Source organism: Pseudomonas sp. SWRI92, assembly GCF_014268685.1.
GTDB lineage: Bacteria > Pseudomonadota > Gammaproteobacteria > Pseudomonadales > Pseudomonadaceae > Aquipseudomonas > Aquipseudomonas marvdashtae.
The window spans coordinates 88,208-111,992 of record NZ_JABWQY010000017.1; the positions used below are offsets into that span (position 1 = coordinate 88,208).

The window sequence follows — 23,785 nt, forward strand, 5'->3', positions numbered from 1 at the left end:
CGTTGCCTAAGTGAGTAAGCACCATGAGCCTTTCCCTTCGCGACCAGTTGCTCAAAGCAGGGCTGGTCAACCAAAAGCAGGCCAAACAGGTCGGCAAAGAGAAACAGAAGCAGCAGCGCCTGGCCCATAAAGGCCAGATCGAACTGGATGATTCCCAGCAGCGCGCGGCCCAGGAAGCCATGGCCGAGAAGGTCAAGCGCGACCAGGAACTCAACCGACAGCAGCAGGAAAAGGCCGAACAGAAGGCTCGGGCCGCGCAGGTCAAGCAACTGATCGAAGTCTCGCGCTTGCCGAAGCTGACCACCGACGACTATTACAACTTTGTCGACGACAAGAAGGTCAAGCGTATCTCGGTCAACGCCCTGATGCGCAACAAGCTGAGCAGCGGTTCCCTGGCGATCGTCCATCATGGCGGTGGCTATGAAGTGATTCCTCGTGAAGCGGCCTTGAAGATCCAGGAGCGCGATCCCCAGCGCATCGTCCAGCTCAATACCCAGACCGAAGAAGTGGACGCCGATGATCCGTACGCGGCGTATCAGATTCCTGACGATCTGATGTGGTAAGCAGGGCAGCAAGCTAAGCACAGGCCCAATGTGGGGGCGGGAAAGCCCGCCCCCACAGGTGTTCCTGTCTTCAGGATTCTGCCATTTCACGCGAGCGCAACCGTTCTTCGCGCTCCAGCTCGGCCCGGTAGTTCTGAGCGTCCGTCTCGGAATGGAACATTCCCACCAGTAGATCCTGTTGATGCACATCCCAGATCCGGATGCCGGCAGCAATGCCTTCATGGGACATATGGGCGTCGTCGCGTTCAGTTACTTTCACAGTCATCTTGCAAGCTCCAATCTCTGTTATCTGCAGCAAGGCGTGTGCAGGACTTTGTTATAGATTTTGGTAGCCAGCTAAGTAAATGCTTCGGCGCGTTAAGAAACTTTCATAAAAATCGCCACAATCGCGCAGGCCAGGCAGGGCGCGGCATTCGGTCGCAGTTGGGTACGTTTCATGAAGAAGGTTTCATGTTGGAGCGATGACGCATGCGGACGATAGCGGACATGGGGTGAGCAATTGCGGGCAACAAAAAGCCCCGCATTGGCGAGGCTTCTTTTGTATCGGGTTAATCAGCTGCCTTTCACAGCCTTGCCGTTGACCGTACCGTCCTGGAGCATGATGTTGTACTCCTTGCCGTCGGTCTCGACCTGTTGCAGGCGCACCAGCAAGTAATCCCAATCCTTGGCGAACCAGAGCACGGTGATGCGCTTGCTTTGCGTCGGGTCACGCACGCGCTCGACTTTGATGGCTTCGATCTGGCCGGCCTTGGTGGCGACCTTTTCCGAACCGAGCACGCGGAAGTCGTAGGTGTCGATCTCACCATCATCGACCACCTGGTAGCTCATGCTTTTCTTGCCAGCCGCCACGTCGTGTTGCAGGGCCAGTTGATAAGTGGATTTATCGACCATGCCCCGGTTCAGCGTCAGCTTGACCGGGTCGCCGCGATCGGTACCGGTGACCATCTTGGTGTTCCAGTCGAAATCCAGGTCAGCCTTCTTGGCTTTGCCCAGGCCGCCGCGTTCGAAATGGTAGGACTGTGGCAACAAGGTGTCCTTGTCCACGGTCAGGGTGCTTTCTTCGGTCAGGCTGGCGATCATCATCGACGCCTTGAAGCTCAGCTTCCAGGTGCCGTTGGCCTCTTTGGTCAGGCTACGCTCGGCGGTGCCGCTCATGGGCAGCTGTTTCCAATCGGCGGTGTAGCTGGCGGAGAACGGTTGAAGGTCTGCGGCCTGTGCCAGGGGCAAGGCGAGCAGAGCGCAAGCGAAGAGCAGGGCGCGACGCATAAAATCTCCTAGTATCGAATCAAATGGCCGCTGGCGGCGAGCAACTGGCCGTCCAGTGAGGCCCCGCGATCGTCGAGGGTCAGCCGGCCTTCGGCAAACCAGCGCACGGCCATCGGGTAGATCTGGTGCTCGCGGGCGTGGACCCGTTGCGCCAGGCTTTGCGGCGTGTCGTGCAACTCTACCGGTATTACTGCCTGTACGACCAGTGGTCCGCCATCGAGTTCCTCGGTGACGAAGTGCACGGAGCAGCCGTGCTCCGTGTCGCCGGCCTCCAGCGCGCGCTGGTGAGTGTGTAACCCTTTGTATTTGGGCAGCAGCGACGGATGGATATTGAACAGGCGGCCCTGGTAGTGACGCACGAAGCCGGCGCTGAGGATGCGCATGAAGCCAGCGAGCACCACCAACTGTGGATCGAACGCGTCGATTTGTTCGATCAGCGCGGCGTCGAAGGCTTCGCGACCGTCGAACGCCTTGTGATCAAGGACGCGGGTATCGATCCCCGCGTCCTCGGCACGTTGCAGGCCGTAGGCATCGGCGCGGTTGGATATCACCGCGCGGATACGGACCGGGCTGTTGCCGGTCCGCGTACTGTCGATCAGGGCCTGCAGGTTACTGCCGGTGCCAGACAACAACACCACGACGTTACAGGTGGCAGGCGGCTGCTCGTGCATCAATGTGCCTTAAGGTTTTTCAGCTCGACTTGCGCAGCGCCTTCGGCGGCGGTGGCGATCTGGCCGATGACCCAAGGCTGCTCGCCGGCTTCACGCAGGACGTTCAGGGCGGTCTCGACGTGCTCCTGGGCTACGCAGATGACCATGCCCACGCCACAGTTCAGCACGCGGTGCATTTCGGATTCGTCGACGTTGCCTTTCTCTTGCAGCCAGTCGAACACCGCAGGGCGGGTCCAGCTCGCCACGTCGACCACCGCCTGGGCACCTTTTGGCAGCACGCGCGGGATGTTGTCCAGCAGCCCGCCGCCAGTGATGTGGGCCATGGCCTTGACGGCGCCGGTGTCCTTGATCAGCTTGAGCAGTGGCTTGACGTAGATGCGCGTCGGCGCCATCAGCAGGTCGGCCAGCGGCTTGCCGTCGAGCTGCGTGTTCTCGATGTCGGCACCCGAGACTTCGATGATCTTGCGGATCAGTGAGTAGCCGTTGGAGTGCGGGCCGGAGGACGGCAGCGCGAGCAGGGCATCGCCAGCAGCGACTTTCGAGCCGTCGATGATCTCGGCTTTTTCCACGACGCCGACGCAGAAGCCCGCCAGGTCGTAGTCTTCGCCTTCGTACATGCCTGGCATTTCAGCGGTTTCGCCGCCAACCAGGGAGCAGCCGGACAGTTCGCAGCCGGCGCCGATGCCGGTCACGACCTGGGCGGCGGTGTCGACGTTCAGTTTGCCGGTGGCGTAGTAGTCGAGGAAGAACAGCGGCTCTGCGCCGCAGACCACCAGGTCATTCACGCACATGGCCACCAGGTCGATGCCGATGGTGTCGTGTTTGTTCAGGTTCAGGGCCAGGCGCAGCTTGGTGCCCACGCCGTCAGTGCCGGAGACCAGCACCGGTTGCTTGTAGCCGGCCGGGATTTCGCAGAGGGCGCCGAAACCGCCCAGGCCGCCCATGACTTCCGGGCGCGCGGTGCGCTTGGCGACGCTCTTGATGCGTTCGACCAATGCTTCACCGGCGTCGATGTCTACACCGGCGTCCTTGTAGCTCAGGGAGGGTTGCTTGCTCATGATCCAGGCCTTTAAAGGGGGGATTTCTGGGTAACGACCGATCGCCGGGGCCGTGGAATAACCGTTGTACGAATTATTCCGGATGCCCAGCCATTGCCAGTCTGCGAAGGCGCGCGATTTTATCAGGCTTGTGCAGCAGCGGCCATCCTCGTGCCGACGGGCAGGGACATATCCACCAAAAAAAACCGATATTTGTTGTGATGGTACTGCACGGCACGTCTGTATAAGGTGTAGCGGTAAGCGACTATGGCGATGACCGTGGGAAACTTGCATCGGGTGGCTGAATGTTTTGCCCGGTGTCGTGTCACAGCCATGCTCAATCTTCTCCACACGGCCGCTGCCAGCCGTTTTGTCCGGGAATTTTCCATGCGTTTGTTCAAATTCTTGTCTGTGGGCTGCTTGTCGCTGATCAGCCTGGCGAGCCATGCCGAAACCCTCAATAGCCTTTATCAGGTGCGTGAACCGGTCAGCAGCCAGGCGCCGGATGAGCGTAACCAGGCGACGTTGCGTGCCCTGGACACCTTGGTGCTGCGGCTGACCGGTGACGCCAAGGCCGCCCAGAGCCCCGGCCTGGCGGCGATCCGCAAGGACCCGCAACAGATCATTCTTCAATATGGCTACGAGGCCGGCCCTCCGGAAAGCCTGCAGGTGGACTTCGATCCAGCCAGCACCGACCGGGCGTTGCGTTCGGCGGGGTTGTCGCTTTGGGGGGCGAATCGCCCATCGATCCTGGGCTGGTGGCTGAACGATTCGGCGGAGGGTTCCAGCCTGGTCGGCGATGGCCAGGCCAGCGCCACGCCGTTGCGCCGGGCTGCCCAGCACCGGGGTTTGCCGCTGCATCTGCCCCTGGCGGACTTGAGCGAGCAGATTGTCGCCACGGCGCCGACCCTGCAAGGCAACGACCCGGCACCCTTGCGCGAGGTGTCGGAGCGCTACGGTTCCGACGCGTTACTGGCGGTCCATGCCAAGGAAGAGGGCGGCCAATGGCAAGCGAGCTGGCGCCTGTGGCTGGGCGACCAGCGCGAACAGGGCAGCGTCCAAGGCGCCGATCCTGCTGCATTGGCTGATGCCGTGATGCTGGCGGTGAGCCAACGCTTGGCGCCGCGTTTCGTGGCCAAGCCGGGTGTCGCCACCGAACAATTGCTGGAAGTGCAAGGTGTGAACCTTGAGCGTTACGCGGCGTTGGGGCGGTTGCTTGAACCGTTCGGTGGGCAAGTGCAACGGGTCGAAGGCGACGTGATCGTCTACAAGGTCAGCGCAAGCGCAGAGCAGTTGAAGGCGCAGTTGGCCCTGGCGAAGCTGCAGGAGATACCCGTCGGGGAGGCCATCGCGCCGACGCCTGCGGTCCAGCCCGCCGCCGATGGCGCGATTTCGCCTGTGCAGCCAGCGCCAGCGCCCGTCGCCAATCTGCGGTTCCGCTGGTAGGTTTTCTTCTTTATATAGAGTCAGGAGTGGTTCATGGGCGACACGCGGCGTTGGTTCTGGTTGGGTGGGGTCGCCCTGCTGATTGTGTTCATCTGGTTGTTGCACCCGATCCTCACGCCTTTCCTGGTTGCGCTGTTGCTGGCCTACCTGTTCGATCCGGTCGTGGATCGCCTGGAAAAACTCGGGCTGTCCAGAACCTGGGGCGTGGTAGCGGTGTTTGCGCTGTTCACGCTGATCGTGAGCGCTCTGTTGCTGGTGCTGATACCAATGCTCGCCAAGCAACTGGTGCGCCTGTACGAACTGGCGCCGCAGATGCTCGATTGGTTGCAGCACAGCGCGGTGCCATGGGTGCAGTCGAAGCTGGGGTTGTCCGACGGTTTCTGGAAGTTCGACAAGGTCAAGGCGGCCATCAGCGAACATATGGGCCAGACCACCGATATCGTCGGCGTGGTCTTGAGCCAGGCCACGGCGTCGAGCCTGGCGCTGATCGGCTGGCTGGCGAACCTGGTGTTGATCCCGGTGGTGGCTTTCTATCTGCTGCGTGACTGGGATCTGATGATGGCCAAGATCCGCAGCCTGCTGCCGCGTCATCGTGAAGAACGCATCATGACGTTGACCGGCGAATGCCACGAAGTACTCGGTGCATTCGTCCGGGGCCAATTGCTGGTGATGGTCGCGTTGGGTTTCATTTATGCCGCAGGGCTGATGCTGGTCGGGCTGGAACTGGGGTTGTTGATCGGCCTGATCGCCGGACTGGCGGCCATCGTGCCTTACATGGGGTTTGTCATTGGGATTGGTGCGGCGTTGGTCGCCGGGCTGTTCCAGTTCGGTGGGGATTTGTATCCCATGGTTGGCATCGTCGCGGTGTTCATGGTTGGGCAGGCGCTGGAGGGCATGGTGCTGACGCCGCTGCTGGTGGGCGATCGCATCGGCCTGCATCCGGTTGCGGTGATCTTCGCGATCCTGGCAGGCGGCGAGTTGTTCGGCTTCACCGGGGTCCTGCTGGCGTTGCCGGTGGCGGCGGTGATCATGGTGCTGGTGCGCCATGTGCACGATCTGTACAAGGATTCGGACATCTACAGTGGCGTCGAAGACCCTGATCTGTAAGGCGAATGATCGGTGGAGTGTCAGGGAAACTGATGCTCCGCGCCCTTGCCGCTGCAAACCTTTGATTTTGCTCGTGGTCCGGCGCATTGTGCGGTCCGCGTCACGGGTATAAACTTTGCGCACTTTACACAGAGGCCACTAACGGTTCCCGTGGAACTGTTCAGTCAGCATGAAACCGATTCAGCTGCCCCTAGGTGTGCGTCTGCGTGATGACGCCACCTTTATCAACTACTACCCAGGCGCCAATGCCGCTGCACTCGGCTATGTCGAGCGGCTTTGCGAAGCCGACGCCGGCTGGACCGAGAGCCTGATTTATCTGTGGGGCAAGGACGGGGTAGGGCGCACGCATCTGTTGCAGGCTGCTTGCTTGCGGTTCGAGCAATTGGGCGAGCCGGCGGTGTATCTACCGTTGGCCGAGTTGCTGGATCGCGGCGTTGATATCCTCGACAACCTCGAGCAGTACGAACTGGTCTGCCTGGATGACCTCCAGGCCGTGGCCGGCAAGGCCGATTGGGAAGAGGCGTTGTTCCACTTGTTCAATCGGCTTCGCGACAGTGGTCGGCGCTTGCTGATTGCCGCCTCGACATCGCCGCGAGAGCTGCCAGTGAAACTGGCGGACCTCAAGTCTCGTCTCACCCTGGCGCTGATTTTCCAGATGCGCCCGCTTTCCGATGAAGACAAGCTGCGCGCATTGCAACTGCGGGCCTCGCGCCGTGGCCTGCACCTGACCGACGAAGTCGGGCATTTCATCCTCACCCGTGGCACCCGCAGCATGAGCGCTTTGTTCGAATTGCTCGAACGTCTCGATCAGGCCTCACTCCAGGCCCAGCGCAAGCTGACCATTCCTTTTTTAAAAGAAACTTTAGGCTGGTAAAACTGTCGCCAGATGATGGCTTAAAGCCTCTTATTAACCCGGCGAAGCCCGCGGTTTTACTGGGCTGGAGGCCTGAACCCCGCTCAATACGGGCTTAAGCGCTTAGATGTAAACGAGAAATCAAGAAGTCACATTTGCATCGATTGAATTTGCAAATGAGGATGATAGAAGGCATAGTCTCGCCATCTTTACTACTTCAGCCACGGTCGTGCCCATGCTAAGTCGCTTCGCACCCCTCGTGCCTCTCGCACTCGTTACCCTGTTGTTCGGTTGCGCTGCCCACTCTCCAGTGACCCAGCAAGCGCCACAACCACAGGTCAAGAATTCCGTTACCGCCCAGTCTTCCTCCGTTGCGTTCCAGGAAGAAATGGCCTCCGATAAAGAGCTGGCGGACTTTGCCGGCAGCAAGCCTTATCAGCTTCCGGTGCTGGCAGACAGCATCCTGGAACGGGGCATGTCCTTGATCGGCACGCGTTATCGTTTTGGCGGCACCTCCGAAGCGGGCTTCGACTGCAGCGGTTTCATCGGTTATCTGTTTCGTGAAGAGGCGGGCATGAACCTGCCGCGCTCCACTCGCGAAATGATCAACGTAAAAGCCCCTCTGGTAGCCCGCAATCAACTTGAACCCGGTGACCTGTTGTTCTTCAGCACCAATGGTCGTCGCGGTCGCGTCAGCCACGCCGGTATCTACTTGGGCGACAACCAGTTCATCCACTCCAGCAGCCGCCGCAGCGGTGGAGTGCGAATCGACAGCCTGGGCGACAGCTACTGGAGCAAGACCTTCATCGAAGCCAAGCGCGCCCTCGCCATGGCACCGACTGTCGTCACCGCTCGCAAGTAAGCACACAGTTTGTGAGGCAAACTTAAAGTCTTACTTGAAGTTTGCCTCATAGCCGCTAGAATCCATGATCATTGATTGATGGCAATCCGCCTGCGTTCTACGCAGGCGGCTTTGTTTCCATCTCCACGGCAGAAAAGCCGCATCCAGATCAGGATTGTTCTGCTTATGTCGACGTCGGCCCGCCTCGCTGTTCTTTTCGTTGCCGCGCTGCTCAGCGCTTGCGCAAGCCGCACCCCACCGCCTGCGCCAGTGCGGGCCCCGGTGGTTTTTGCGCCTTCCCAAACTTTTTCTCCTGCCGCCGAAGACGTGCTTTTTCGAGCGCTGGGCCTGGTGGGCACACCCTATCGCTGGGGCGGCAACACGCCCGATTCAGGTTTTGATTGCAGTGGCTTGATCGGCTACGTGTACCGTGACGCCGCCGGCATTTCCTTGCCGCGTTCCACTCGCGAAATGATCAGCATGCGCGCGCCACAGGTTGGCAAGGACGCGTTGCAGAGCGGTGACCTGGTGTTCTTCGCCACCAATGGCGGCTCCCAGGTCAGCCATGCCGGGATTTACGTAGGAGAAGGGCGTTTCGTCCATGCGCCGGCCACCGGCGGGACGGTCAAGCTCGACAGTCTTTCCAAGGCGTATTGGCAAAAAGCCTATCTGGGCGCCAAGCGTGTATTGCAGCCGGAACACCTGGCGCGTAATCCCTGACCAGGATTTTTACTGAAGGCTCTTGTGGCGAGGGAGCTTGCTCCCGCTGGGCCGGTCCGACGCCTCGGGCGCAGCAGCCCCAAGCTTTTAGCGGTCGCTACGCAACCGAGCGGGAGCAAGCTCCCTCGCCACGGGGAACGGTTTCAGCTCTAGTTTTTTGACACCCGCCAAATCTTGTTCCCCACATCGTCAGCCACCAACAACCCTCCCTGCTTATCGATCACCACACCCACCGGCCGGCCCTGGGCCTTTTCGTCTGCGTTGAGGAAGCCAGTCAGCACGTCTACGGGCTGTCCCACCGGCTTGCCGCCATTGAACGGGACGAAGATCACTTTGTAGCCACTGTGGGGTTTGCGGTTCCAGGAGCCGTGCTGCCCAATGAATGCACCTTGGGTAAAGGGTTCGGGCAACTTGCTGCCCTCGGCGAAAGTCAGGCCCAGAGAGGCGGTGTGAGGACCGACGGCATAATCCGGAGCGATAGCCTTGGCCACCAGGTCGGGGTTCTGCGGCTCGACCCGGACGTCGATGTTCTGCCCGTAATAACTGTAGGGCCAGCCATAAAAGCCGCCGTCTTTCACCGAAGTGATGTAGTCCGGTACCAGGTCGCTGCCGATCTCGTCCCGTTCGTTGACCGCCGTCCACAGCGCCCCGCTGCGTGGTTCCCACGCCAGGCCGTTGGGGTTGCGCAGGCCCGAGGCGAAGATGCGGTGCTTGCCCGTGGCTCGGTCCACTTCCCATATCGCCGCGCGCCCTTCCTCAACCCCCATGCCATTTTCCGCGACGTTGCTGTTGGAGCCGGTAGTGACATACAGCTTGCTGCCGTCCCGGCTGGCGATCACGTTTTTGGTCCAGTGGTGGTTGAGGGTGCCGCCCGGCAAATCGACGACCGTGGTGGGCTGCGCCTTGATCTGCGTATCACCCTCTTTGTAAGGGAAGCGGATCAACCGGTCGGTGTCGGCGACGTACAGGTCATTCCCTACCAGGGTCATGCCGAACGGCGAATTGAGATTTTCCAGGAAGATCGTCCGGGTTTCGGCGATGCCGTCGTGATTGGCGTCTCGCAGCAATGTGATGCGGTTGGGACTGGGCACGCCAGCGCCGGCACGCCCCATGACTTTTTTCATCACCCAGCCCCGAATGCCCTTGGCGTCGTCGGGCTTGGGTGGCGCGTTGGTTTCCGCCACCAACACATCGCCATTGGGCAAGACGAACAGCCAGCGCGGATGGTCCAGGCCCTCGGCGAACGCGGCCACTTGCAGGCCCTGGGCCGGGGTTGGCTTGGCGCCATCCGGCCAGCCGACGGCTTCGGCGATGTTCACCGTGGGAATCAGGGTCTTGTTCGGTTCGGGCAGTTTCGGCGACGGGCCGAAACCGTCGGACACCTGCAAAGTGGAAGACTCGCCACAAGCAGCAAGCCCAGTAGCAAGGGCGACGATTAAAAGATGCGGTGGCTTGAGCATGCGGGCTTCCCTATGAATGCATGTGGTTATTCATAGAGAAGCGTAGCCGTGGGATGGTTCAACCGTCAGCCGTGAGCCTGTTTCAACAGCAAGGCGATGCCAGGGTGATAATGGCCGGCCTCGTTGCGCAACTTGCGGTAGGCGTAGGGGAAGTACCAAGCCACGGCGCAGGTGTTTTCTTTCTGCAAGTCGTCGATCATGTCCTGCAGTTCTTCGGGCGTGGCGCTTTGCTGGACTTTTTGCGGGGCGACGAACAGGCAGCCCACCTTCAAGTCGCTGGCATAACTGATACGTTTGGCGTCGCTGGCGGCTTCCTGCAACGGTTGGGTCAGGTTCAGGTTGTTGACCTTGGGCCAGCGTTGAGTAGCCTGGATGAAAACGCGTTCTTCGCTGCTGGCGATCAGCAGGTCGGCGCTGGCGTTACGCTCGCCTTCTTCATTCTGTTTGCGGGTCGGTGCGTTTTGCAGCGTGACCATTTCAGCCATCCAGGCTGCTGCTGCCAGCAGTCCGAGGTTGGCTTTCTCATCGTGCCAGTAGGGTGTGTCGTTATCGCCGCGCACGGCGTTGTAACGGTCGATGCAGTCGAACCAGCGTTCCAGCACCGGGCGCAGGAATTCCAGCTTCGGATTGCTGATGATCATGCCTTGCATGTATTTGCCCTCTTGTTCTTGTGATATCGGGTCGTAGTGTCTCTTTGATATCACTTGCCGCAGATTCACACAAGATTGGCGTCAATTTATTGATCGGGGCCAATTAACGAACCGAAACAGCTGGCGGCTTTAATTGACGCTCCACCCCCAACCCTCTAACCTTCGCGGCTTGTTTCAGGTGCTCTATGGCCGTGGCCGATAGGGTGAAACAGGGAAGCCGGTGAGCGAATGCAAGCCCGGCGCTGCCCCCGCAACGGTAAATGAGTCAACGCTGTGTACAGGGCCACTGTGTCGCAAGACATGGGAAGGCGCGCAGCCCGGCACCACGCCGCTCATGAGCCCGGAGACCGGCCTGATTCATCCAACGGCATCACGGTGGGCGATGCCAGGCTCCTTGCCGTCTTTTTTGTGCCCGCCCGCCGTTATCCAGTCCCAACGGAGAGCTCCCCATGACCGACATGCCTGATCGCGACGAACGCCACCTGGCGCGCATGCTGCGCAAAAAAGCCGTGATCGATGAGCGCATTGCCAATTCACCGAACGAGTGCGGTCTGCTGTTGGTGTTGACCGGCAACGGCAAGGGCAAGAGCAGCTCGGCGTTCGGTATGTTGGCCCGGGCCATGGGACATGGCATGCAGTGCGGCGTGGTGCAGTTCATCAAAGGGCGCAACAGCACTGGCGAAGAGCTGTTTTTCCGCCGCTTCCCCGAGCAGGTGCGCTTCCATGTGATGGGCGAGGGCTTTACCTGGGAAACCCAGGATCGCCAGCGCGACATCGCCGCAGCCGAAGCGGCCTGGGCCGTCTCGCGGCAACTGCTCGGCGACCCATCGATTGGCCTGGTGGTGCTCGATGAACTGAACATCGCGCTCAAGCACGGTTACCTCGACCTCGATCAAGTCCTTGGCGACCTGCAGGCCCGCCCGCCAATGCAGCATGTAGTCGTGACCGGCCGTGGCGCCAAGCCCGAGATGATCGAGCTGGCCGACACCGTCACCGAAATGGGCATGATCAAGCACGCGTTCCAGGCAGGCATCAAGGCGCAGAAGGGCGTCGAACTGTGAGCGATGCTTCGATGACCAGCCGCCATTGCCCGGCGGTGTTGATCGCCGCCCCGGCTTCCGGCCAGGGCAAGACCACCGTCACCGCCGCCCTGGCCCGCTTGCATCGCAACCAGGGACGCAAGGTGCGCGTATTCAAATGCGGTCCGGATTTTCTCGACCCGATGATTCTCGAGCGTGCGAGTGGCGCGCCGGTCTATCAGCTGGATATGTGGATGGTCGGCGAGCAGGAGAGCCGGCGACTGCTGTGGGAAGCCGCCGCCGAAGCGGACCTGATCCTGATCGAAGGCGTCATGGGATTATTCGACGGCACCCCGTCCAGCGCCGACCTGGCGCGGCATTTCGGCGTGCCGGTGCTGGCAGTGATCGATGTCACCGCCATGGCCCAGACCTTCGGCGCCCTGGCCTTGGGCCTGGCCCGCTATCAACCGGACTTGCCGTTTGCCGGCGTGTTGGCCAACCGGGTCGGCACCTTGCGTCATGCCCAGTTGCTCGAAGGCAGCCTCACCGAAGGCCTGCGCTGGTACGGCGCGCTCTCGCGGGAAACCGGCATCGAATTGCCCAGCCGTCACCTTGGCCTTGTCCAGGCCAGCGAGTTGAACGACCTGGATGTTCGCCTCGACGCCGCCGCCGAGGCGTTGGCCAGCAGTTGTGAAGTCGCGCTGCCGCCCAGGGTCGAATTCGCGGCGCCCGAACCGGTCGCAGTTGAGCCATGGCTCGACGGCGTGCGCATTGCCGTGGCCCGGGATGAAGCGTTTGCCTTCACCTACGGCGCAAGCCTGGATCTGCTGCGGGCCATGGGCGCCGAGCTGCGCTTCTTTTCGCCGATTCATGACACCTCGCTGCCTGAGACGGACAGTCTTTATCTACCCGGCGGTTATCCGGAACTGCATCACGTTGCCCTGGCCGGCAACGCGCCGATGCTGGCGGCGATCCGTGCGCACCATGAAGCCGGCAAACCGTTGCTCGCCGAATGCGGCGGCATGCTGTATCTGCTCGATTCATTGACCGACGTCGAAGGCGCCCGCGCCGAGCTGCTCGGCCTGTTGCGCGGTGATGCGCAGATGCAGACGCGCCTGGCGGCCTTGGCGCTGCAATCGGTTGAACTGCCGGAAGGCACCCTGCGCGGGCATACCTATCATCACTCCCTGACCAGCACCGAGCTGGCGCCCATTGCCCGTGGTCACAGCCCTAACGGTGGGCGTGGGGCTGAAGCGGTTTTCCGGCAAGGACGGATGACGGCTTCCTACGTGCATTTTTATTTCCCGTCCAATCCGAGGGCCGTTGCCGCGCTGTTTGCGCCGGATCTTGAGCCCGTTGCCGCGAGCAGGCCATGACCGACAACGCCTTCTCCGAGGCCGAACGCGAAGCCGTCTACCGCGCTATCGCCGAACGCCGTGACATGCGCCACTTCACCGGCGGCACGGTCGAACCGGCGTTACTGCGCCGACTGCTGGAAGCGGCGCATCAGGCGCCCAGCGTCGGGTTGATGCAACCTTGGCGGTTTATCCGCATCAGTGACCGCGCCGTGCGCGGGCAGATCCGCGATCTGGTGGAGCAGGAACGCATCCGCACCGCCGAGGCCTTGGGCGAGCGCAGCGATGAATTCATGAAACTCAAGGTCGAAGGCATCAACGACAGTGCCGAGGTGCTGGTGGCGGCCTTGATGGACGATCGCGAGCGGCACATCTTCGGCCGCCGGACGTTGCCGGAAATGGACTTGGCCTCGCTGTCCTGCGCCATCCAGAATCTGTGGCTGGCGGCCCGCGTCGAAGGGCTGGGAATGGGCTGGGTGTCGCTGTTCGAGCCCCAGGCGCTGGCCGACCTGCTGGGCCTGCCCGCCGGGGCCAAGCCGTTGGCCATACTTTGCCTGGGCCCGGTAGAGGGTTTTTACCCGGCGCCCATGCTCGCCCTGGAAGGCTGGGCGCAACCGCGTCCGCTCAACGAATTGCTGTATGAAAACCGTTGGGGCGTGCGGCCATGAGCGTGGCGTTGCTCAGTGCCGCCGCGGTCGCGCTGGATGCGCTGTTGGGCGAGCCTCGGCGCGGGCATCCGCTGGTCGCGTTCGGCCGTTTCGCCAACCGTATCGAACAACGTTTCAATTCCGGCGGGCGCGGCTGGCGCAGCCATGGCGTTACGGCGTGGATCATTGCGGTATTGCCGTTGACCTTGTTGGCAACGGCCCTGTCCTGGGCGCCCATGATTGGCTGGTTGGTGGATATTCTGGCGCTGTACTGCGCCCTCGGCCTGCGCAGCCTCGGCGAGCACGTCGAGCCGGTGGCGCGGGCGCTGCGCAAAGGCGATCTGGATGAAGCGCGCCAGCGTGTCGGCTATCTGGTCAGCCGCGAAACCGCTGGGCTGGATGAAACCGCCGTGGCCCGCGCCGCGACTGAGTCGGTACTGGAAAACGGCAGCGACGCGGTATTCGCCGCGCTGTTCTGGTTCGCCGTGGCCGGTGCGCCCGGTGTGGTGTTGTACCGGTTGAGCAATACCCTCGACGCCATGTGGGGCTATCGCAATGAGCGCTTCGAGCGTTTCGGCTGGGCGGCGGCGAAGATCGATGATGTGCTGAACTATATCCCCGCGCGCCTGGTGGCGCTGACCTACGCCGTGCTCGGCCAGACCCGTTTGGCGCTCAAATGCTGGCGTACCCAGGGACCGACCTGGGACAGCCCCAATGCCGGGCCGGTGATGGCTGCCGGTGCCGGGGCGTTGGGCGTCGAGCTGGGCGGCGCGGCGGTGTATCACGGCGAACTGCATCAACGCCCACCGTTGGGCGAAGGCGTGCCGGCGAGCGCCGATTCCATCGATCGTGGCTGGCAATTGGTCCAGCGCGGCGTATGGTTATGGCTGCTGATTCTCTGCCTCGGAGCCGAGTTTTATGCTTGAACACGGTGGACGACTGCGCAACGCGGCCCGGCAATACGGCATTGCCGAGGCCGACTGGCTCGACCTGTCCAGCGGCCTGGCGCCCTGGCCGTTCGATATTCCGACTATTCCACTGCGCGTCTGGGCGCGCCTGCCCGAAACCGATGATGGCTTGGAGCAGGCTGCTTGCGATTACTACGAGGCAGCGCATGTGCTGCCGGTGGCAGGCTCGCAAATGGCGATCCAACTGCTGCCGCGACTGCGCCGGATCGGCAAGGTTGGCGTCTTGTCGCCCTGTTACGCCGAGCACGCCGAAGCCTGGCGCCGCAGTGGCTACATCGTGCGTGAAGTGCTGGAGGCGGAAGTGGACTTCTTTCTCGACAGCCTCGACGTGCTGGTGGTCGTCAACCCCAACAACCCCACCGGCCTGAGCCTGTGCCCCGAACGCCTGCTGGACTGGCACGCCCGCCTGGCCCAGCGCGGCGGCTGGCTGGTGGTGGATGAAGCGTTCATGGACGTCACTCCGCAGCTGAGCCTTGCCGCCTATGCGCATCAGGTCGGGTTGATCGTGTTGCGATCGTTCGGCAAGTTTTTCGGCCTGGCCGGGGTTCGCCTGGGGTTCGTCCTGGCCGAGCGGCGCTTGCTCAAGCTGCTCGCCGAACAGGTCGGGCCGTGGGCCATCAGCGGACCGACCCGGGTGCTGGGCCAGGCGTGCCTGCTGGACACTGAGGCGCACGCGCGACAACGACTGCGTTGCGAGCAGACCAGTCAACGCTTGGCATTGACGCTGGAGCGCCATGGCTTCAAGCCGCAGGGCGGCTGCGGGTTGTTCCAGTGGCTGATCACCGAGCATGCCCAGGCGCTTCACGACTTCATGGCCCATCGCGGCATTCTCCTGCGATTGTTCACCCACACCAGCAGCCTGCGCTTCGGGCTTCCTGCCGATGACGCTGAATTCTCGCGCCTCGAACAGGCGTTCGAGGCCTACGCCAAGGACATTCGATGACCACCTTGATGGTGCAGGGCACCACCTCCGATGCCGGCAAAAGTACCTTGGTCACGGCGCTGTGCCGCTGGGTCAGGCGTCAAGGGGTGAGTGTGGTGCCGTTCAAGCCGCAGAACATGGCCCTCAACAGCGCGGTGACCGCCGATGGTGGCGAAATCGGCCGGGCCCAGGCCGTCCAGGCCCAGGCCTGCGGCCTCGAACCGCATACCGACATGAACCCGGTCCTGCTCAAGCCCAACAGCGACACTGGCGCCCAGGTCATCATCCATGGCCGCGCCGTGACCACCATGAACGCCGTGGCCTATCACGATTACAAGGCCATCGCGATGCAAGCGGTGCTGGCTTCCCATGAACGTTTGAGCGCCGCGTATCCGGTCGTCATGGTGGAGGGCGCCGGGTCGCCGGCCGAGATCAATCTGCGGGCCGGCGACATTGCCAACATGGGTTTCGCCGAGGCGGTGGACTGCCCGGTGTTGCTCATTGCCGACATCAATCGCGGCGGGGTATTCGCTCATTTGGTCGGCACCCTGGAATTGCTTTCGCCCAGCGAACAGGCGCGGGTCAAGGGCTTTGTCATTAACCGCTTTCGCGGTGATCTGGCCTTGCTGCAGCCTGGCCTGGATTGGTTGCAAGCGCGCACCGGCAAACCGGTGATCGGCGTATTGCCCTACGTGATGGACCTGCATCTGGAAGCGGAGGACGGTCTCGACCAGCGCCAAACCGACAAAGCCGAACACGTGCTCAAGGTGGTGGTGCCGGTCTTGCCGCGCATCAGCAATCACACGGATTTCGATCCGCTGCGCCTGCACCCGCAGGTCGACTTGCAATTCATCGGCCCCGGCCAAGCCATCCCGCCGGCGGATCTGATCATCCTGCCCGGTTCGAAAAGCGTGCGCAGCGACTTGGCCTACCTGCGGGCCAACGGTTGGAAAACGGCGATCCATCGGCATCTGCGCTACGGCGGCAAATTGCTGGGCATTTGTGGCGGTTTGCAGATGCTTGGCCAGCAGGTCCACGATCCGCTCGGCCTGGAAGGTGCACCGGGTTCCAGCGCCGGGCTGGGGCTGCTGGAGTTCGAAACAACGCTGGAGCGCGAGAAGCAACTGCGCAATGTACGTGGGCGACTGGCCTTGGAAGATGCCGAGGTCAGCGGGTACGAAATCCATGCCGGCGTGACCACCGGCGCCGGGCTGGAATACGCCGCTGTCTATCTGGAAGACGGCCGCTGCGATGGCGCCCAGAGCCTTGATGGACAGGTTTTTGGTACGTATCTGCACGGACTGTTCGAATCAGCGGCGGCCAGCAGCGCCTTGTTGCGTTGGGCCGGCGTGCAAGATGTGCAAACGGTGGATTACCACGGATTACGCGAGCGGGACATTGAGCGGTTGGCGGATCTGGTAGAGCGGCATCTGGATACCCGGCTGTTGCGTGAGCTGTGTGGGATCCATGGCGCGCCGGCAGCAACTTCGCCTATTTGAAGGGTAAAAAACATGCTGCAACTGATCCTCGGCGGTGCCCGCTCCGGTAAGAGTCGCCTGGCTGAAAAACTCGCCACGGACACAGGATTGCCGGTGACTTACATCGCCACCAGCCAACCGCTGGACGGCGAGATGAACGAGCGTGTCGCCCAGCACCGCGCCCGGCGTCCGGTGGAATGGGCGTTGCTGGAAGAGCCGTTGGCGCTGGCGGGGGTATTGCGCGATAACGCCGCCAGCGATCGATGCCTGCTGGTGGATTGCCTGACCCTTTGGCTGACCAATCTATTGATGCTCGACAATCTCGAGCAACTGAACGCCGAGCGCGAAGCACTGTTGGACTGCCTCGACTCGCTGCCCGGTGAAATCATTTTTGTCAGCAACGAAACCGGAATGGGTGTCGTGCCGCTGGGCGAATTGACTCGCCGTTACGTCGATGAAGCCGGTTGGCTGCATCAAGCCCTGGCCGAACGTTGTCAGCGCGTCGTGCTGACCGTTGCTGGCCTGCCCCTGACTCTCAAAGGTACTGCGTTATGAATCACCGGTGGTGGCTGGAACCGTGCAAGCCTGTTGATACCCAAGCGCTGGAGCAGGCCGCAGCCCGTCAGCAACAACTGACCAAACCGGCCGGTTCCCTGGGACGGCTGGAGTCGGTGGCGGTGCAACTGGCGGGCCTGCAAGGGCAGGTCAAGCCGAGCCTGGACCGGCTGTGGATCGCGATTTTTGCCGGGGACCACGGTGTGGTGGCTGAGGGCGTATCGGCCTTTCCCCAGGAAGTGACCGGGCAGATGCTGCTCAATTTCGTCAGCGGCGGCGCGGCCATCAGTGTCCTGGCTCGGCAATTGGGCGCCTCGCTGGAAGTGGTCGACTTGGGCACCGTCACGCCCTCGTTGGACCTGCCCGGCGTGCGCCATTTGAACGTGGGGCCTGGCACCGCCAATTTCGCCCAGGGCCCGGCCATGACCTTTGCCCAAGGTGAACAGGCCTTGCAAGCTGGGCGCGACAGCGCAATGCGCGCCTTGGCGACCGGGACGCAATTGTTCATCGGCGGCGAGATGGGCATCGGCAACACCACGGCGGCCAGCGCCCTGGCCTGTGCCTTGCTCGAATGCCCGGTAGCACATCTGGTCGGGCCGGGCACAGGGTTGGATGCGGCGGGTATCAGCCGCAAGACTCAGGTGATCGAACGGGCGCTGGCGCTGCACAAGGCCCAGAGCGAGGATCCGTTGCAGACCTTGTTCAACCTCGGCGGATTTGAGATCGCAGCATTGGTCGGTGCGTATCTGGCCTGTGCCCAGCAGGGCATCGCCGTGCTGGTGGATGGGTTCATCTGCAGCGTCGCGGCCCTGGTGGCGGTGCGGCTCAATCCCGCATGCCGGCCGTGGTTGCTGTTCGCTCATCGCGGTGGCGAGCCAGGTCATCGCCATGTGCTGGAAACCCTCGGCGCTGAACCGCTGCTAGACCTCGGTTTGCGCCTGGGCGAGGGCAGTGGTGCGGCGTTGGCGGTGCCACTGTTACGCCTGGCTTGTGACCTTCACGGGCAAATGGCGACGTTTGCCGAAGCGGCCGTGGCGGATCGTCCGGCATGACCTTGCGCCTGGACCTGCTGCGTCACGGTGAAACCGAGCTGGGCGGCGGCTTGCGCGGCAGCCTCGACGATGCGTTGACGGCCAGGGGCTGGGAGCAGATGCACGCGGCGGTCGCACAAGGCGGGCCGTGGGATCGCTTGGTGAGTTCGCCTTTGCAGCGCTGCGCTCGTTTCGCTGAGCAGCTCGGCAGTCGGCTCGGCGTGCCGGTGCAAGTGGACAAAGACCTGCAAGAGCTGCATTTCGGCGCCTGGGAAGGCCGCAGCGCGGCGGCTTTGATGGAGACCGACGCCGAAGCCCTCGGCCGCTTCTGGGCCGATCCTTATGCCTTCACGCCGCCCGAAGGCGAGCCGGTGCTCGAATTTTCGACGCGTGTCTTGCTGGCGATCGAACGCTTGCACCAGGCCTACGCCGGGCAGCGTGTCTTGCTGGTCAGCCACGGCGGCGTGATGCGCCTGCTGCTGGCTCGGGCACGTGGCCTGCCGCGCGAGCAGTTGCTCAATGTCGAAGTCGGCCACGGCGCGCTGTTTTCCCTTTCAGTGTCGGCCGGCTCCGTGCTTGAAGAGGTGGATTGACGATGTTGCCCTTCTGGATCGCCTTGCAATTTCTGAGCAGCGTGCCGGTTCGCCTGCCCGGCATGCCCGAGCCTGAACAACTGGGCCGTTCACTGCTGTTTTACCCCTTGGTAGGGCTGCTGTTCGGTGGCGTGCTGTGGTTGCTCGATGCGCTGTTGCTCGGCGCGCCCCTGCTGCTTCATGCCGCGCTGTTGCTGGCGGCATGGGTGTTGCTCAGCGGCGGGCTGCATTTGGATGGCCTGGCCGACAGCGCCGATGCCTGGGCCGGCGGTTTCGGCGATCGCGAGCGCACGTTGCTGATCATGAAAGATCCTCGCAGCGGGCCGATTGCGGTCGTGACGCTGGTGCTGGTGCTGCTGCTCAAATGGGCCGCGCTGGTGGCGTTGATCGAGCAGGAGCAGACGTTGGCGCTGCTTATCGTGCCGGTGGTAGGGCGTGGCGCACTGCTGGGGTTGTTCCTGACGACGCGCTATGTGCGCGCCGGTGGTTTAGGCCAGGCGCTTGCCGATCATCTTCCGCGGCGCCTGGGCTGGCAGGTGTTGGCCGCCTGGGCGCTGGGTTGTGTGGGGGTGGCGGGCTGGGCGGGGCTATGGTCGCTGGCGGTGGCCGCGCTGGCATTTTTCGGGTTGCGACAGCTGATGCTGCGCAGGTTGCAGGGATGCACCGGCGATACCGCCGGCGCCATGCTGGAGCTGTTGGAAATGGTCGCTCTGGTGATGCTGGCGTTGGGCTGAATCCGGCCCTTGCCGGCACGCAACCGTTGATTTAAATTTGCATTCATTCAGTCGCGGGTATATACACGCATCATGCTTCCTTCCCAATGTCTGTGCATCAACCTGCGTCGTGCCGCTCGTGGCGTCAGCAGGTATTACGACGGCGCTCTCGACGGCTTCGGGATCAACGTCGCCCAGTATTCTTTGCTCAATAACCTGGTGCGCCTGGACCAGCCGAGCATTTCCTCGCTGGCCGAGGCCATGGGCCTGGACCGCAGCACCCTGGGGCGCAACCTGCGGGTGCTGGAAGGCGAGGGGTTGGTGACCCTGGCCGAGGGCGACGACCTGCGCAACCGTATCGTCGTGCTCACCGAGGCAGGGCATGCGCGGTTGGCGGCGGCATTGCCGGCCTGGGAAGCGGCGCAACAGAAACTGATCGACAAGCTTGGCGCCGAGAAACGCGCGACCTTGCTGGCCTTGCTGGATGAACTGGCGTGACGCCGCTTCGTCCGATGATAAGTGGGTATATACCCGCGACCGGAGAATAACAATGACATCGATGTGGCGTACCTGTGGTTGGGTCCTGGTCGGCAGTGCGCTGATCCTGGCGTTGTCGTTGGGTGTGCGGCATGGCTTCGGCCTGTTCCTCGCGCCCATGAGCGCCGAATTCGGCTGGGGCCGCGAGGTGTTCGCCTTCGCCATTGCCCTGCAGAACCTGATTTGGGGCTTGGCGCAACCGTTCACCGGCGCGCTGGCCGATCGCTTCGGTGCGGCGAAAGTGGTGTTGATCGGTGGCGTTCTCTACGCACTCGGGTTGGTGTTGATGGGCATGGCCGATTCGCCATGGTCGCTGTCGTTGAGCGCTGGCCTGTTGATCGGCATCGGCCTGTCTGGCACGTCGTTCTCGGTAATCCTCGGCGTGGTCGGGCGGGCCGTGCCGCCGGAAAAACGCAGCATGGGCATGGGCATCGCCAGTGCCGCCGGCTCGTTTGGCCAGTTCGCCATGTTGCCGGGCACGCTGGGTTTGATCGGTTGGCTCGGCTGGTCCGCCGCGCTGCTGGCGCTGGGGCTGCTGGTGGCGTTGATCGTGCCGTTGGTGAGCATGTTGAAGGATGCGCCGGCGCCACTGAGCGGCAACGAACAAACCCTCTCCGAAGCGTTGCGCGAGGCGTGCGGCCACTCAGGGTTCTGGCTGTTGGCCGTGGGCTTTTTTGTCTGCGGCTTCCAGGTGGTGTTCATCGGCATACACCTGCCGGCCTATCTGGTGGACCAACACCTGCCGGCCAGCGTCGGCACCACCGTGCTGGCCCTGGTCGGGCTGTTCAATATCTTTGGTACCTACACCGCCGGTTGGCTCGGCGGGCGCATGTCCAAGCCGCGCTTGCTGACCGGGCTTTACCTGGCGCGAGCGGTGGTGATCGGCCTGTTCCTGTGGCTGCCGGTGACGACCACCACGGCCTACGTGTTCGGAATGGCGATGGGCTTCTTGTGGTTGTCGACGGTGCCGTTGACCAATGGCACGGTGGCGACCCTGTTTGGTGTACGAAATCTCTCGATGTTGGGTGGGATCGTGTTCCTGTTCCACCAGTTGGGATCATTCCTCGGCGGCTGGCTGGGCGGCGTGGTGTATGACCGCACCGGCAGTTACGATTTGATCTGGCAAGTGTCGATCCTGCTAAGCCTGCTGGCGGCGGCGCTGAACTGGCCGGTGCGTGAACGTCCGGTGGCGCGTCTGCAAGTCCAGGCCGGTGCGGCATGAGTCGCGTCGGCCCATGGTTGCTCGCGGCCGGTGCGGCTCTGCTGCTGGCGTTCGCTTGGTGGGGCTGGCACCAGGGCGGGCTGGCCTTGATGCAACTGGGCATGGGTAGCTGCTGATTGATGGACGGCACCTGTCGCGGCGGAGTAACGTCTTGGTCTGACAGGCTTACAAGGAAAATCCGACATGCTGATGCGTTGGCTTGCTGTTCCCGCCCTGCTGCTGGCTGTGTCCGGGCACGTATGGGCGGCTGATTGCCCGCCGTTGCTGGAAGGCTCATTGCCGAAGTTGAGGGCCAAGGAAACCGTCGATCTGTGCCAGCGTTTCGCCGGCAAGCCCTTGGTGGTGGTCAACACCGCCAGCTTCTGTGGGTTCGCTCCACAGTTCAAGGGACTGGAAGCGCTGAACCAGCGCTACAAGGGCGAAGGGCTGGAGGTGCTGGGCGTACCGTCCAATGATTTCAAACAGGAGTCCAAGGATGGCGCGGAGACGGCCAAGGTCTGCTACGTCAACTATGGCGTAACCTTCACCATGACCGAGCCGCAACCGGTACGGGGCTCGGACGCGATTCCGTTGTTCAGGCACTTGGCCGAACAATCCAGCGCGCCGAAATGGAATTTCTACAAGTACGTCGTGGACCGCCAGGGCAACGTGGTCGGCAGTTTTTCCAGCCGGGTCAAGCCAGACGATCCTGATTTCATCAAGGCAGTGGAAACAGCCATCGCTTCCAAACCCTGACCGCCAGCCACGAAAAAGCCCCGCCTCTTTGCAGGAAGCGGGGCTTTTTTTCGCTTCAAGTGACGAGCGGCTGCCTGGTTACAGTCAGCCTCGCCGTGAATATCAGAAGCGGTAGGTTGCACCGACACCGAAGCCGTTGGCGCTGTTTTCGTATTCAGCGTTGTAGGCCTGGCCCAGAGCGTTGCTGCTGTTGACGCTGACTTTTTCTTCCTTGAGGTAGGAATAAGCCACGTCGATGGTCAGGTCTTCGGTTGGGCTCCAGCCGGCACCCAGGCTGAAGATGGTCCGGTCGCCGGTAGGAATGCGTGGCGAGCGGTCGGTGTTGTTGGCAGGCGACTGGTCGAAGGTCAGGCCGGTGCGCAGTACCCACTGTTTGTTCAACTGGTAGGAGGTACCGATGGCGTAGGCCCAGGTGTCATGCCAGTTCTGTTCTTCGGTGATGGTGCCGAAGAGGGTTGGGTTCAGGGCGCCGCCGCTCGTTACGTCATTATTTACGGTGATTTCTTTCAGGCGGCTCCAGCGGGTCCAGGTGCTGCCGGCGTAGACAGTCCAGGCGTCATTGATTTGCTGGGTGACCGAGAAATCCAACGATTCAGGGGTGGTGATGTCCAGCGAGGCGTCATAACGATCACCGCTCAACAGGAAGCCAGGCGTACCAGCGCCCGGGCTCACTTCGGTGTGGCCTTCAAGCTTGTACTTGACCTTGGAGTGGTAGGTCAGGCCGACACGGGTGGTGTCGGTGGCCTGGACCAGCAAGCCAATGTTATAGCCGTAGCCAATGTCGTCGCCCTTGATCTGGACATTACCGTCGTTAGGCGAGAATGGCGTAGTCAGCGCCGACTCCAACGAACCAGAAATCCGGTTGATGGTCGGGCCAAAACCAATCGACACCTTGTCGTTGAAGGCGTAGCTGATGGTTGGCTGGAAGGTCACGACCTTCACTTCGCTCTTGCTGCCGAAATTGCGGCCCTGGAAGCTGTTTTCATAGTCGGTGATCAGGCCAAACGGGGCGTAGACGCCCAGGCCGAACGCCCATTGATCATCGATAGGCTTGACGTAGTAGCCCATCGGAACGCCAGTGAACGGGACCATGTCGCCATCGTTGGTGCCGGACTGGGTGCCGCTGGTGTCGCTGAGATCGGTGGACGCGTCGATGACAGCGAAACCACCGGTAACTTGTTGGCGCTTGAGGCGCGACATGCCGGCAGGGTTGCCGAACACAGTGCTCGCATCATCGGCAGAAGAAGAACGACCCGCGAAGCCAGTGCCCATGCCACTGATGCTTTGTTCGTTCAAGGCAAAGCCACTGGCGAAAATTTGGGTGGATGCCAAGGTAACGGCAAGGCCAAGGGTGGTTTTGAGCATCATTTTTTTCATTGTTAGAACTCCAGGTGAT

At 62.2% G+C, this 23,785-nt stretch carries 26 protein-coding genes and 1 riboswitch; of the genes, 19 read left to right on the top strand and 7 right to left on the bottom strand.

What is annotated here, in order from left to right; all coding sequences use genetic code 11:
* Positions 1-23 precede the first annotated feature (23 nt).
* A complete protein-coding gene (locus HU762_RS21990) occupies positions 24-563 on the top strand; it encodes a DUF2058 domain-containing protein (protein WP_186640604.1) in 540 nt (179 codons plus the stop codon).
* A 70-nt stretch (positions 564-633) separates the two neighbouring features.
* Here HU762_RS21990 and HU762_RS21995 read toward each other — a convergent pair whose 3' ends face one another.
* From HU762_RS21995 to purM, 4 genes are all read right to left on the bottom strand, one after another.
* Positions 634-828, bottom strand: a complete 195-nt coding sequence (locus HU762_RS21995; protein WP_186640606.1) for a hypothetical protein — start codon at positions 826-828, stop codon at positions 634-636.
* Positions 829-1,115: 287 nt separating this feature from the next.
* The gene (locus tag HU762_RS22000) at positions 1,116-1,829 is read right to left on the bottom strand and encodes a DUF3108 domain-containing protein (protein ID WP_186614449.1); all 714 of its coding nucleotides are present in this window, start codon (positions 1,827-1,829) and stop codon (positions 1,116-1,118) included.
* 8 nt (positions 1,830-1,837) lie between these two features.
* Entirely contained in the window at positions 1,838-2,500 is a 663-nt protein-coding gene (purN, locus tag HU762_RS22005) for a phosphoribosylglycinamide formyltransferase (RefSeq protein ID WP_186640608.1), read from the bottom strand.
* A complete protein-coding gene (purM, locus tag HU762_RS22010) occupies positions 2,500-3,558 on the bottom strand; it encodes a phosphoribosylformylglycinamidine cyclo-ligase (protein ID WP_186614453.1) in 1,059 nt (352 codons plus the stop codon). Before purM ends, purN begins: the two co-directional genes overlap by 1 nt.
* Positions 3,559-3,924: 366 nt before the next feature.
* Here purM and HU762_RS22015 point away from each other — a divergent pair, with 366 nt between their 5' ends.
* The 5 genes from HU762_RS22015 to HU762_RS22035 all read left to right on the top strand — a co-directional run bounded on the left by HU762_RS22015 (position 3,925) and on the right by HU762_RS22035 (position 8,504).
* The gene (locus HU762_RS22015) at positions 3,925-4,983 is read left to right on the top strand and encodes a DUF2066 domain-containing protein (RefSeq protein ID WP_186640610.1); all 1,059 of its coding nucleotides are present in this window, start codon (positions 3,925-3,927) and stop codon (positions 4,981-4,983) included.
* A 33-nt stretch (positions 4,984-5,016) separates the two neighbouring features.
* Positions 5,017-6,090, top strand: a complete 1,074-nt coding sequence (locus tag HU762_RS22020; RefSeq protein ID WP_186640612.1) for an AI-2E family transporter — start codon at positions 5,017-5,019, stop codon at positions 6,088-6,090.
* Positions 6,091-6,259: 169 nt separating this feature from the next.
* Positions 6,260-6,964 carry a DnaA regulatory inactivator Hda gene (gene hda, locus HU762_RS22025; protein ID WP_186640614.1) on the top strand — a complete coding sequence of 235 codons (705 nt, stop codon included), beginning with the start codon at positions 6,260-6,262 and terminating at the stop codon, positions 6,962-6,964.
* Positions 6,965-7,178: 214 nt separating this feature from the next.
* Entirely contained in the window at positions 7,179-7,805 is a 627-nt protein-coding gene (locus HU762_RS22030; protein ID WP_186614459.1) for an NlpC/P60 family protein, read from the top strand.
* A 165-nt stretch (positions 7,806-7,970) separates the two neighbouring features.
* A complete protein-coding gene (locus HU762_RS22035) occupies positions 7,971-8,504 on the top strand; it encodes a C40 family peptidase (RefSeq protein ID WP_186640616.1) in 534 nt (177 codons plus the stop codon).
* Between the two features lie 149 nt (positions 8,505-8,653).
* On the opposite strand, the gene HU762_RS22040 is transcribed toward HU762_RS22035, so the two are convergent.
* Positions 8,654-9,964 carry a sorbosone dehydrogenase family protein gene (locus tag HU762_RS22040; protein ID WP_186640618.1) on the bottom strand — a complete coding sequence of 437 codons (1,311 nt, stop codon included), beginning with the start codon at positions 9,962-9,964 and terminating at the stop codon, positions 8,654-8,656.
* 65 nt (positions 9,965-10,029) lie between these two features.
* A complete protein-coding gene (locus HU762_RS22045; RefSeq protein ID WP_186640620.1) occupies positions 10,030-10,614 on the bottom strand; it encodes a hypothetical protein in 585 nt (194 codons plus the stop codon).
* 159 nt (positions 10,615-10,773) lie between these two features.
* Positions 10,774-10,985: riboswitch (cobalamin riboswitch) on the top strand.
* Positions 10,986-11,063: 78 nt separating this feature from the next.
* Here HU762_RS22045 and cobO point away from each other — a divergent pair.
* The 13 genes from cobO to HU762_RS22110 all read left to right on the top strand — a co-directional run bounded on the left by cobO (position 11,064) and on the right by HU762_RS22110 (position 22,389).
* Complete coding sequence (gene cobO, locus HU762_RS22050; protein WP_186640622.1) at positions 11,064-11,675, top strand: cob(I)yrinic acid a,c-diamide adenosyltransferase; 612 nt, start codon at positions 11,064-11,066, stop codon at positions 11,673-11,675.
* Between the two features lie 11 nt (positions 11,676-11,686).
* Complete coding sequence (locus HU762_RS22055; protein ID WP_186640624.1) at positions 11,687-13,009, top strand: cobyrinate a,c-diamide synthase; 1,323 nt, start codon at positions 11,687-11,689, stop codon at positions 13,007-13,009.
* The gene (gene bluB, locus HU762_RS22060) at positions 13,006-13,656 is read left to right on the top strand and encodes a 5,6-dimethylbenzimidazole synthase (RefSeq protein ID WP_186640626.1); all 651 of its coding nucleotides are present in this window, start codon (positions 13,006-13,008) and stop codon (positions 13,654-13,656) included. Before HU762_RS22055 ends, bluB begins: the two co-directional genes overlap by 4 nt.
* Entirely contained in the window at positions 13,653-14,561 is a 909-nt protein-coding gene (cbiB, locus tag HU762_RS22065) for an adenosylcobinamide-phosphate synthase CbiB (protein WP_186640628.1), read from the top strand. Before bluB ends, cbiB begins: the two co-directional genes overlap by 4 nt.
* On the top strand, positions 14,554-15,546 hold the full coding sequence (gene cobD / locus HU762_RS22070; protein WP_186640630.1) for a threonine-phosphate decarboxylase CobD: 993 nt from the start codon (positions 14,554-14,556) through the stop codon (positions 15,544-15,546). The genes cbiB and cobD overlap by 8 nt, the downstream gene beginning before the upstream one ends.
* A complete protein-coding gene (locus tag HU762_RS22075) occupies positions 15,543-17,024 on the top strand; it encodes a cobyric acid synthase (RefSeq protein WP_186640632.1) in 1,482 nt (493 codons plus the stop codon). Before cobD ends, HU762_RS22075 begins: the two co-directional genes overlap by 4 nt.
* 12 nt (positions 17,025-17,036) lie before the next feature.
* Positions 17,037-17,558: a bifunctional adenosylcobinamide kinase/adenosylcobinamide-phosphate guanylyltransferase gene (gene cobU, locus HU762_RS22080; protein ID WP_186640634.1), complete on the top strand. Its 522-nt coding sequence runs from the start codon at positions 17,037-17,039 to the stop codon at positions 17,556-17,558.
* Complete coding sequence (cobT, locus tag HU762_RS22085) at positions 17,555-18,610, top strand: nicotinate-nucleotide--dimethylbenzimidazole phosphoribosyltransferase (RefSeq protein ID WP_186640636.1); 1,056 nt, start codon at positions 17,555-17,557, stop codon at positions 18,608-18,610. Before cobU ends, cobT begins: the two co-directional genes overlap by 4 nt.
* Complete coding sequence (gene cobC / locus HU762_RS22090) at positions 18,607-19,182, top strand: alpha-ribazole phosphatase family protein (RefSeq protein ID WP_186640638.1); 576 nt, start codon at positions 18,607-18,609, stop codon at positions 19,180-19,182. Before cobT ends, cobC begins: the two co-directional genes overlap by 4 nt.
* 2 nt (positions 19,183-19,184) lie before the next feature.
* On the top strand, positions 19,185-19,916 hold the full coding sequence (locus HU762_RS22095; RefSeq protein ID WP_186640640.1) for an adenosylcobinamide-GDP ribazoletransferase: 732 nt from the start codon (positions 19,185-19,187) through the stop codon (positions 19,914-19,916).
* Positions 19,917-19,988: 72 nt separating this feature from the next.
* Positions 19,989-20,393 carry a MarR family winged helix-turn-helix transcriptional regulator gene (locus HU762_RS22100; protein ID WP_186614483.1) on the top strand — a complete coding sequence of 135 codons (405 nt, stop codon included), beginning with the start codon at positions 19,989-19,991 and terminating at the stop codon, positions 20,391-20,393.
* Between the two features lie 52 nt (positions 20,394-20,445).
* Positions 20,446-21,654 carry an MFS transporter gene (locus tag HU762_RS22105; RefSeq protein ID WP_186640643.1) on the top strand — a complete coding sequence of 403 codons (1,209 nt, stop codon included), beginning with the start codon at positions 20,446-20,448 and terminating at the stop codon, positions 21,652-21,654.
* A gap of 183 nt (positions 21,655-21,837) precedes the next feature.
* Positions 21,838-22,389: a glutathione peroxidase gene (locus HU762_RS22110; protein ID WP_186640644.1), complete on the top strand. Its 552-nt coding sequence runs from the start codon at positions 21,838-21,840 to the stop codon at positions 22,387-22,389.
* Between the two features lie 102 nt (positions 22,390-22,491).
* Here the strand turns inward: HU762_RS22110 and HU762_RS22115 are convergent, their stop codons facing one another.
* Entirely contained in the window at positions 22,492-23,766 is a 1,275-nt protein-coding gene (locus HU762_RS22115; RefSeq protein ID WP_186640645.1) for an outer membrane protein transport protein, read from the bottom strand.
* Between the last annotated feature and the right edge of the window lie 19 nt (positions 23,767-23,785).

What these genes read in the sequence shown, in the direction of transcription:
- HU762_RS21990 (WP_186640604.1), top strand. Translation starts at nt 24, where the DNA reads ATGAGCCTTTCCCTTCGCGACCAGTTGCTCAAAGCAGGGCTGGTCAAC.
- HU762_RS21995 (WP_186640606.1), bottom strand. Translation starts at nt 828, where the DNA reads ATGACTGTGAAAGTAACTGAACGCGACGACGCCCATATGTCCCATGAA.
- HU762_RS22000 (WP_186614449.1), bottom strand. Translation starts at nt 1,829, where the DNA reads ATGCGTCGCGCCCTGCTCTTCGCTTGCGCTCTGCTCGCCTTGCCCCTG.
- purN (WP_186640608.1), bottom strand. Translation starts at nt 2,500, where the DNA reads ATGCACGAGCAGCCGCCTGCCACCTGTAACGTCGTGGTGTTGTTGTCT.
- purM (WP_186614453.1), bottom strand. Translation starts at nt 3,558, where the DNA reads ATGAGCAAGCAACCCTCCCTGAGCTACAAGGACGCCGGTGTAGACATC.
- HU762_RS22015 (WP_186640610.1), top strand. Translation starts at nt 3,925, where the DNA reads ATGCGTTTGTTCAAATTCTTGTCTGTGGGCTGCTTGTCGCTGATCAGC.
- HU762_RS22020 (WP_186640612.1), top strand. Translation starts at nt 5,017, where the DNA reads ATGGGCGACACGCGGCGTTGGTTCTGGTTGGGTGGGGTCGCCCTGCTG.
- hda (WP_186640614.1), top strand. Translation starts at nt 6,260, where the DNA reads ATGAAACCGATTCAGCTGCCCCTAGGTGTGCGTCTGCGTGATGACGCC.
- HU762_RS22030 (WP_186614459.1), top strand. Translation starts at nt 7,179, where the DNA reads ATGCTAAGTCGCTTCGCACCCCTCGTGCCTCTCGCACTCGTTACCCTG.
- HU762_RS22035 (WP_186640616.1), top strand. Translation starts at nt 7,971, where the DNA reads ATGTCGACGTCGGCCCGCCTCGCTGTTCTTTTCGTTGCCGCGCTGCTC.
- HU762_RS22040 (WP_186640618.1), bottom strand. Translation starts at nt 9,964, where the DNA reads ATGCTCAAGCCACCGCATCTTTTAATCGTCGCCCTTGCTACTGGGCTT.
- HU762_RS22045 (WP_186640620.1), bottom strand. Translation starts at nt 10,614, where the DNA reads ATGCAAGGCATGATCATCAGCAATCCGAAGCTGGAATTCCTGCGCCCG.
- cobO (WP_186640622.1), top strand. Translation starts at nt 11,064, where the DNA reads ATGACCGACATGCCTGATCGCGACGAACGCCACCTGGCGCGCATGCTG.
- HU762_RS22055 (WP_186640624.1), top strand. Translation starts at nt 11,687, where the DNA reads ATGACCAGCCGCCATTGCCCGGCGGTGTTGATCGCCGCCCCGGCTTCC.
- bluB (WP_186640626.1), top strand. Translation starts at nt 13,006, where the DNA reads ATGACCGACAACGCCTTCTCCGAGGCCGAACGCGAAGCCGTCTACCGC.
- cbiB (WP_186640628.1), top strand. Translation starts at nt 13,653, where the DNA reads ATGAGCGTGGCGTTGCTCAGTGCCGCCGCGGTCGCGCTGGATGCGCTG.
- cobD (WP_186640630.1), top strand. Translation starts at nt 14,554, where the DNA reads ATGCTTGAACACGGTGGACGACTGCGCAACGCGGCCCGGCAATACGGC.
- HU762_RS22075 (WP_186640632.1), top strand. Translation starts at nt 15,543, where the DNA reads ATGACCACCTTGATGGTGCAGGGCACCACCTCCGATGCCGGCAAAAGT.
- cobU (WP_186640634.1), top strand. Translation starts at nt 17,037, where the DNA reads ATGCTGCAACTGATCCTCGGCGGTGCCCGCTCCGGTAAGAGTCGCCTG.
- cobT (WP_186640636.1), top strand. Translation starts at nt 17,555, where the DNA reads ATGAATCACCGGTGGTGGCTGGAACCGTGCAAGCCTGTTGATACCCAA.
- cobC (WP_186640638.1), top strand. Translation starts at nt 18,607, where the DNA reads ATGACCTTGCGCCTGGACCTGCTGCGTCACGGTGAAACCGAGCTGGGC.
- HU762_RS22095 (WP_186640640.1), top strand. Translation starts at nt 19,185, where the DNA reads ATGTTGCCCTTCTGGATCGCCTTGCAATTTCTGAGCAGCGTGCCGGTT.
- HU762_RS22100 (WP_186614483.1), top strand. Translation starts at nt 19,989, where the DNA reads ATGCTTCCTTCCCAATGTCTGTGCATCAACCTGCGTCGTGCCGCTCGT.
- HU762_RS22105 (WP_186640643.1), top strand. Translation starts at nt 20,446, where the DNA reads ATGACATCGATGTGGCGTACCTGTGGTTGGGTCCTGGTCGGCAGTGCG.
- HU762_RS22110 (WP_186640644.1), top strand. Translation starts at nt 21,838, where the DNA reads ATGCTGATGCGTTGGCTTGCTGTTCCCGCCCTGCTGCTGGCTGTGTCC.
- HU762_RS22115 (WP_186640645.1), bottom strand. Translation starts at nt 23,766, where the DNA reads ATGAAAAAAATGATGCTCAAAACCACCCTTGGCCTTGCCGTTACCTTG.